At 36.6% G+C, this 5341-nt stretch carries 5 protein-coding genes; 4 read left to right on the top strand and 1 reads right to left on the bottom strand.

Annotated elements, in window-relative coordinates:
- Positions 1-206: 206 nt before the first annotated feature.
- The 3 genes from gcvH (at position 207) to E1171_RS07880 (ending at position 1755) form a co-directional block, all read left to right on the top strand.
- Positions 207-587 carry a glycine cleavage system protein GcvH gene (gcvH, locus tag E1171_RS07890; RefSeq protein WP_155205466.1) on the top strand — a complete coding sequence of 127 codons (381 nt, stop codon included), beginning with the start codon at positions 207-209 and terminating at the stop codon, positions 585-587.
- Positions 588-603: 16 nt separating this feature from the next.
- Positions 604-978, top strand: coding sequence for a VanZ family protein (locus E1171_RS07885; RefSeq protein WP_155205465.1), 375 nt, complete (start codon positions 604-606; stop codon positions 976-978).
- 96 nt (positions 979-1074) lie between these two features.
- Entirely contained in the window at positions 1075-1755 is a 681-nt protein-coding gene (locus E1171_RS07880) for an energy transducer TonB (RefSeq protein ID WP_155205464.1), read from the top strand.
- A 161-nt stretch (positions 1756-1916) separates the two neighbouring features.
- On the opposite strand, the gene E1171_RS07875 is transcribed toward E1171_RS07880, so the two are convergent.
- Positions 1917-2093 (bottom strand): hypothetical protein, encoded by a 177-nt coding sequence (locus E1171_RS07875; protein ID WP_155205463.1) that lies wholly within the window; start codon positions 2091-2093, stop codon positions 1917-1919.
- A 319-nt stretch (positions 2094-2412) separates the two neighbouring features.
- Here E1171_RS07875 and E1171_RS07870 point away from each other — a divergent pair.
- A partial coding sequence (locus E1171_RS07870; protein ID WP_155205462.1) for a protein O-mannosyl-transferase family occupies positions 2413-5341 on the top strand: 2929 nt, incomplete at its 3' end.

Here is a 5341-nt window from a genome sequence, read left to right as displayed (position 1 = left end):
TTCAAAATAAAAAAATCCTCATCCATTGGGAATGAGGATTTTTTTTGGAGCTCTTATTATTCTAGTACACAATTTATTATTCCCGCTCCAATGTCTGTTTCTTATTTTAAAAATTCATATTAACTTTTTAATTTTCATGAAACGATAATATTTTTGCAATCGCAGAAAGACTGTATTTTTGAAAAAAACTATATTAAATTTTAGACATGAATTTACCTGAAAACTTGAAGTACACAGAAGATCACGAATGGATTCGTGTAGAAGGCAAGGAAGCCTATATTGGAATCACGGATTTTGCTCAAAAGGAGCTTGGTGATATCGTTTATGTGGAAATTGAAACCGAAGGCGAAACCATTGAAAAAGGGGAAGTTTTTGGAACGGTGGAAGCAGTGAAAACTGTTTCGGACCTTTTTATGCCTTTAAATGGTGAAGTTTTGGAGGTAAATGAGGAGCTAGAAGGAGAGCCTGAACTGGTTAATAGTGATCCTTATGGAAAAGGATGGATGATAAAAATTAGTATTGAGGATGAGAGCCAATTGGATTCCCTGCTTTCTGTGGAGCAATACAAAGAGGTAGTGGGAGCTTAAGGCTTAAAAAGAGAGGATGTTTTTCCGGCATAATATATTTGCCTTTATATTGATCATTATTATTATTGGGTTAAGTTTATCCCCAGGTAATGATATGCCGGATATTTCGGAAGGCTTTCTTTATATTGATTCTGATAAGGTAGCTCATTTCTCCTTTTATTGCATCCTGACTTTTATGTTAATTGTTGGTTTCACTAAACAATATACTTACCCAAGACTACGTTACTTCTCCGCTAAGTATTCTTTGTTATTTGCAGCCTCCCTTGGTGTCATTCTGGAGTTATTGCAGGGAGTTATGTCCGAAAGAAGTATAGAACTAAATGATATACTGGTAAATACACTTGGAGCTTTTTTCGGCCTGGGAATATTTTATTTAATTTATAAAATATAAGCACTCTGGCATGAAAAGTGAAATAGTTTTGTATATTTGGGATTAGATTAAAGTAAAGTATTGAAGTTTATATCGATAATTCATAATTAGTGTGTAATGGAAGTAAAAAAGAACCCGGGTGCTGATCTCACCCGTAAAAGAGGGCTCTTCTTAAGTATAGGGTTTGTAGTGAGCCTTTTGCTTGTGATTACTGCTTTTGAGAAAAAAAGCTATGATGATGGGCCGGGTATGGATTTGGGATCAGTTGTTGATGATTTTGAAGAACTAACAGAAATTCCACCAACAGAGCAACCACCTCCACCACCTCCTCCAAAAGTAATTCAGCAGCCAGAGGTGATTGAGGTTCCAGATGAAGAGGAAATCGAGGAAGAAATTGAGGTGAACCTTGACGTGGAGGTAAATGAAGAAACAGAAGTAGAAGAAATTGTTTTTGAAGAAGCTCCAGTTGAGGAAGAGGCCGAGGAAATTTTTACTATTGTTGAGGATCAACCGGAATATCCTGGTGGAACTGCTGCTTTCTATAAATATGTGGGTAAAGCCATGAAATATCCACCTCAGGCACGAAGAATGGGTATCGAAGGTCGAGTATTTGTTTCTTTCGTAGTGGATAAAGATGGTACTATTTCTGATGTACAGGTAATGAGAGGAATTGGTGCAGGGGCAGATGAAGAAGCTGTTCGTGTAATTAAGAACTCTAAAAAATGGAATCCTGGGAAACAAAGGGGTAGACCGGTAAAGGTAAAAATGGTACTTCCAATTATCTTTAAACTTAATTAAGCAGTATACTAGAAGATTTTGAATAAAAGCCTTGATGAAAATCAGGGCTTTTTTGTGTTAAAATGAATCCTAATTAACCGAATATCCTTTCAGCATTATTAATTTATTGGGTGTAAGTTAAAATGAAGTGAAAGGGCCGTCAGGAATTCAAGGAAAACAACTCAATCCTCACTTTTTAATTTCATTCTAAAATCAAGAAAAGTAAAATCAATTCTATTGAGGCCTTCCAGTATCCCAGGCAATAAATAGCGGGCTTGAAGGCTGGTTATTCTTGTGGGAATATTTTCTTTTCCCAAATACTCCACCTTTCTTTGGGTTACATCTTTTGCTACTTTCATCTTACAAGACGTTTGTCTTATAAAAAGATGGCATTTGGCTTATGATAGTTTAAAGTTTCCTACTTTTACTCATAAAAATATTTTCACCTAAATAAGGGTAAGAAAAAGAAATTGTTATTTAAGAAAAAGAATGCTTTATACTCCTCTTTCTTCATCTTTCGTTCTTTACTTTTTTAAAATTTTTCCAGATAATAAAGTTGAAATATTTATTTTGCGTCGATTTATTCATCTAGGATATTAGACATGAGTAGGATTTATTTCCATATAAAATTTCATGATCATAATTCCTGATTCTTAAAATGTAATTAAATTTATCTCTATGAATTCATATAGAAAGATCAATAACATTACCGCCTGGTTCGCTTTTGCCGTAGCCTTTTTGGTTTATGTGCTAACAGTGGAACCTACGGCTAGTTTTTGGGATTGTGCCGAATATATCGCCACTTCCTATAAATTGGAAGTTCCCCATCCCCCCGGTGCACCCTTTTTCCTTTTAACGGGAAGGTTATTCTCTCTTTTTGTGGGGAATAATGTGGAAAAAATTGCTCATGCCATCAACATGATTAGTGTACTGAGCAGTAGTTTTACCATTCTTTTCTTGTTTTGGTCAATAACAATGTTAGGCCGTAAAATTCTTAAGGTAAAAGAAGGGGAAGAAACTAATTCACAAACGCTTCTTTTAATGGGAAGTGGATTGATTGGTGCTTTAGCCTGCATTTTTGCTGATTCCTTTTGGGCAGAATCCTTAGAGGCTGAAACTTATTCTTTTTCACTGTTTTTAACAGCTATCGTTTTTTGGGCGATTTTACGCTGGGAATTGATGGAAGATCAGCGTAAAGCTAATAAATGGTTGATTCTTATTGCGTATTTACTTGGAATTGCCCTTGGTTCTCGATTCATGAATCTTTTGGCTATCCCAGCCATGGCTTTTATTTTTTATTTTAAAAATTATAAAGCCACAACTAAAGGTGTTGTAATAACCTTAATTATTGGAGCTTTTCTTGTTTTATTTATTGAGAGTGGAATTATTACAGGACTTCCGGGACTGGCTTTTGGTTTTGAAATCTTTTTTATCAACTCTTTAGGACTCCCTTTTGGTTCTGGTGTTATCTTTCTTATTCTCTTGGTTTTAGGCTCATTAGTGGCTGGCATTGTTTATTCTATAAAGAAACAGAATGTATCACTAAACACTGCTTTGCTCTCTTTAGCTTTCATTTTATTGGGATATACATCCTATACCATTACCGCCATCCGGGCCAATTATGATCCACCTGTTAATGAAAATAGTCCTCAAGATGTAATGCGGATGCTTTCTTATTTAAAACGAGAGCAGTATGGGGATCGCCCTTTATTGTATGGGCAGTATTTTACGGCAGATGTGATTGATCAAAAGAAATCCCCTATTTATGTAAAAGGGGAGGAAAAATATGAAGTGGCTGGAAATCGTATTCGTTATACCTATGACCCAAAGAAATCTACGATTTTGCCAAGGATTTACAGTAGTAATGACCCCCGTCATGTGCAACGTTATAAGGAACTGTTAGGCCTTAAGGGGAATGAAGAACCCAATTTCTTTGACAATATTCACTTTATGATTAGTCATCAGATGGGGCACATGTACATGCGATATTTCTTATGGAATTTTGCAGGTAGGGAAAGTGATATCCAGGATGCGGCCTGGCTTGCTCCTTGGGATGGTTTCAAAAAGTTGCCTGAGGTAATGGCTTCCAACAAGGCTCGAAACAATTTCTTCATGCTCCCTTTGATTTTGGGGATAATTGGAATGATTTTCCAATACAAAAATGATCCAAAGAGATTTTGGGTAGTATTTCTTTTATTTGCCATGTTGGGGTTGGTTTTGAACTTTTACTTGAACTCTCCTCCAATTGAACCAAGAGAGCGTGATTACATTTATATTGGCTCTATTTATGCTTTTACTATTTGGATTGGTCTGGGAGTGATGGGACTGGCCTATTTCTTGAATCGTTTTACCAAGTCCAGAAATACTGCTGCAGTTATCGCTGTTTTACTGAGTTTAATTGCTCCTGGATTAATGGCTTATCAGGGTTGGGATAACCACGATCGTACAGATCGTTATTTTTCGGTGGATTCCGCCAAGAATTTCTTAGGTTCTTTAGCACCTAATGCAATCCTTTTTACGGGAGGAGACAACGATACTTTCCCACTTTGGTATGCACAGGAAGTGGAAGGGTTTCGTACCGATGTTCGGGTGATTGTGTTGAGTTATTTCAATACTGATTGGTACATCAATCAAATGAGGCGGCAAACGTATGAGTCCAAACCTTTACCATTTACCTATTCTCCCGGGGATTACAAGCAAGGAACAAACGATTATCTTCCATTTGTTGAAAATCCTAATGTGAAAGGGGCAATTAATTTGGATCAATACTTAAACCTCATCCAGGAAAAACATCCTGCCTTACAGGTTCCTGTAGAGGATGGTATGATTGGAACTGTTCCTGCCAAGGATTTCTTTATGGATGTGGATACCACTGCTGTACTTAAAAGCGGAATCATTCCGGAAAAGATTAAACCACAATTGCAGGAGAAAATGGTGATCAACTTGAAAGGGAGAGGCCTTGAAAAGAAAGATCTTATGTTCCTGGACTTTTTAAGAACTAATAATTGGGAAAGGCCTATTTACTTCAACTTTACTTCCCTAAGATCAATAGGTCTTAATTTGGATAATAATGTGGTGCAGGAAGGAAATGTATATCGTCTTTTGCCGGTATTGAATCCCTCTCCAGGAAAAGATTTTGTAAGTACAGACATCATGTATGATAATATGATGAATAAATCGTATTGGAGACAGCTGAATAATCCAAAGGTATATTATGATCAAAATTATCGAAATTTTGTTTCCTCTGCACGGGTTAATTTCAACACACTTGCAGATGCGCTTTTACAAGAAGGAAGAGATCAAGAGGCAAAGAAGGCATTATTAAAAAGTTTGGAGGTTATGCCAGATATCTCGATACCTTATGATCAGTCAAGTCCCGAAACGGTTAGGCTTATGTTTGCCGTGGGAGAAAAAGAGCGTGCATTGGAGATGGCTAACGTGATGGGGGATCGTGCGGATGAATTTTTAACCTATGCTTTTGAAAATGACCTTCCGGATTATTATGATCGAGAAAGAAGTATCAGTTTGATGATTCTGAATCAATTAGGACAGTACCTAAAAGCTCCGGGTTATAATGACTTGGCAACAAAATATCAGGAAGCCTTTA

The sequence above is a fragment of the Xanthovirga aplysinae genome, from assembly GCF_009711365.1.
Classification (GTDB): Bacteria; Bacteroidota; Bacteroidia; order Cytophagales; family Cyclobacteriaceae; genus Xanthovirga; species Xanthovirga aplysinae.
Note: the sequence above shows the minus strand (reverse complement) of the source record. Positions and strands in the feature narration are given on the sequence as shown.

Coding starts and splice junctions, on each gene's coding strand:
- E1171_RS07880 (WP_155205464.1), top strand. CDS start 1,075: ATGGAAGTAAAAAAGAACCCGGGTGCTGATCTCACCCGTAAAAGAGGG.
- gcvH (WP_155205466.1), top strand. CDS start 207: ATGAATTTACCTGAAAACTTGAAGTACACAGAAGATCACGAATGGATT.
- E1171_RS07875 (WP_155205463.1), bottom strand. CDS start 2,093: ATGAAAGTAGCAAAAGATGTAACCCAAAGAAAGGTGGAGTATTTGGGA.
- E1171_RS07885 (WP_155205465.1), top strand. CDS start 604: ATGTTTTTCCGGCATAATATATTTGCCTTTATATTGATCATTATTATT.